Here is a 3,003-nt window from a genome sequence, read left to right on the forward strand (position 1 = left end):
GTAATGCAAGATATCACGTAGTGATTCTTTTTAACGGTTAAGTTAGAAAGGGCGCACGGTGGATGCCTTGGCACTAGGAGCCGATGAAGGACGGGACGAACACCGATATGCTTCGGGGAGCTGTAAGCAAGCTTTGATCCGGAGATTTCCGAATGGGGAAACCCACCACTCGTAATGGAGTGGTATCCATATCTGAATACATAGGATATGAGAAGGCAGACCCGGGGAACTGAAACATCTAAGTACCCGGAGGAAGAGAAAGCAAATGCGATTCCCTGAGTAGCGGCGAGCGAAACGGGACCAGCCCAAACCAAGAGGCTTGCCTCTTGGGGTTGTAGGACACTCTGTACGGAGTTACAAAGGAACGAGGTAGATGAAGAGGTCTGGAAAGGCCCGCCATAGGAGGTAACAGCCCTGTAGTCAAAACTTCGTTCTCTCCTGAGTGGATCCTGAGTACGGCGGAACACGTGAAATTCCGTCGGAATCCGGGAGGACCATCTCCCAAGGCTAAATACTCCCTAGTGACCGATAGTGAACCAGTACCGTGAGGGAAAGGTGAAAAGCACCCCGGAAGGGGAGTGAAAGAGATCCTGAAACCGTGTGCCTACAAGTAGTCAGAGCCCGTTAACGGGTGATGGCGTGCCTTTTGTAGAATGAACCGGCGAGTTACGATCCCGTGCAAGGTTAAGCAGAAGATGCGGAGCCGCAGCGAAAGCGAGTCTGAATAGGGCGAATTGAGTACGTGGTCGTAGACCCGAAACCAGGTGATCTACCCATGTCCAGGGTGAAGTTCAGGTAACACTGAATGGAGGCCCGAACCCACGCACGTTGAAAAGTGCGGGGATGAGGTGTGGGTAGGGGTGAAATGCCAATCGAACCTGGAGATAGCTGGTTCTCTCCGAAATAGCTTTAGGGCTAGCCTCAAGGTAAGAGTCTCGGAGGTAGAGCACTGATTGGACTAGGGGCCCCTACCGGGTTACCGAATTCAGTCAAACTCCGAATGCCGATGACTTATCCTTGGGAGTCAGACTGCGAGTGATAAGATCCGTAGTCGAAAGGGAAACAGCCCAGACCGCCAGCTAAGGTCCCAAAGTATACGTTAAGTGGAAAAGGATGTGGAGTTGCTTAGACAACCAGGATGTTGGCTTAGAAGCAGCCACCATTTAAAGAGTGCGTAATAGCTCACTGGTCGAGTGACTCTGCGCCGAAAATGTACCGGGGCTAAACGTATCACCGAAGCTGCGGACTGTTCTTCGAACAGTGGTAGGAGAGCGTTCTAAGGGCTGTGAAGCAAGACCGGAAGGACTTGTGGAGCGCTTAGAAGTGAGAATGCCGGTATGAGTAGCGAAAGAGGGGTGAGAATCCCCTCCACCGAATGCCTAAGGTTTCCTGAGGAAGGCTCGTCCGCTCAGGGTTAGTCGGGACCTAAGCCGAGGCCGAAAGGCGTAGGCGATGGATAACAGGTTGATATTCCTGTACCACCTCCTCACCATTTGAGCAATGGGGGGACGCAGGAGGATAGGGTAAGCGCGGTATTGGATATCCGCGTCCAAGCAGTTAGGCTGGGAAATAGGCAAATCCGTTTCCCGTGAAGGCTGAGCTGTGATGGCGAGCGAATTATAGTAGCGAAGTTCCTGATTCCACACTGCCAAGAAAAGCCTCTAGCGAGGTGAGAGGTGCCCGTACCGCAAACCGACACAGGTAGGCGAGGAGAGAATCCTAAGGTGATCGAGAGAACTCTCGTTAAGGAACTCGGCAAAATGACCCCGTAACTTCGGGAGAAGGGGTGCTCTGTTAGGGTGCAAGCCCGAGAGAGCCGCAGTGAATAGGCCCAGGCGACTGTTTAGCAAAAACACAGGTCTCTGCGAAGCCGTAAGGCGAAGTATAGGGGCTGACGCCTGCCCGGTGCTGGAAGGTTAAGAGGAGCGCTTAGCGTAAGCGAAGGTGCGAATTGAAGCCCCAGTAAACGGCGGCCGTAACTATAACGGTCCTAAGGTAGCGAAATTCCTTGTCGGGTAAGTTCCGACCCGCACGAAAGGCGCAACGATCTGGGCACTGTCTCAACGAGAGACTCGGTGAAATTATAGTACCTGTGAAGATGCAGGTTACCCGCGACAGGACGGAAAGACCCCGTGGAGCTTTACTGCAGCCTGATATTGAATGTTGGTACAGCTTGTACAGGATAGGTAGGAGCCTTGGAAACCGGAGCGCCAGCTTCGGTGGAGGCATCGGTGGGATACTACCCTGGCTGTATTGACCTTCTAACCCGCCGCCCTTATCGGGCGGGGAGACAGTGTCAGGTGGGCAGTTTGACTGGGGCGGTCGCCTCCTAAAAGGTAACGGAGGCGCCCAAAGGTTCCCTCAGAATGGTTGGAAATCATTCGCAGAGTGTAAAGGCACAAGGGAGCTTGACTGCGAGACCTACAAGTCGAGCAGGGACGAAAGTCGGGCTTAGTGATCCGGTGGTTCCGCATGGAAGGGCCATCGCTCAACGGATAAAAGCTACCCCGGGGATAACAGGCTTATCTCCCCCAAGAGTCCACATCGACGGGGAGGTTTGGCACCTCGATGTCGGCTCATCGCATCCTGGGGCTGTAGTCGGTCCCAAGGGTTGGGCTGTTCGCCCATTAAAGCGGTACGCGAGCTGGGTTCAGAACGTCGTGAGACAGTTCGGTCCCTATCCGTCGCGGGCGCAGGAAATTTGAGAGGAGCTGTCCTTAGTACGAGAGGACCGGGATGGACGCACCGCTGGTGTACCAGTTGTTCTGCCAAGGGCATCGCTGGGTAGCTATGTGCGGACGGGATAAGTGCTGAAAGCATCTAAGCATGAAGCCCCCCTCAAGATGAGATTTCCCATTCCGCAAGGAAGTAAGATCCCTGAAAGATGATCAGGTTGATAGGTCTGAGGTGGAAGTGTGGCGACACATGGAGCTGACAGATACTAATCGATCGAGGACTTAACCAATTTGAATGTATGCTTACTGTTATCTAGTTTTGAGAGAA

Annotated in this window: 1 rRNA gene; it reads left to right on the forward strand. The window is 53.3% G+C overall.

Going from position 1 to position 3,003, the window contains the following annotated elements:
* The first annotated feature begins 35 nt into the window (after nucleotides 1-35).
* Nucleotides 36-2,965, forward strand: a 23S ribosomal RNA gene (locus tag G9F75_RS19630).
* The last annotated feature ends 38 nt before the right edge of the window (nucleotides 2,966-3,003 follow it).

Source organism: Bacillus sp. EKM208B, from assembly GCF_011800725.1.
Classification (GTDB): Bacteria; Bacillota; Bacilli; order Bacillales; family Bacillaceae; genus Bacillus; species Bacillus velezensis.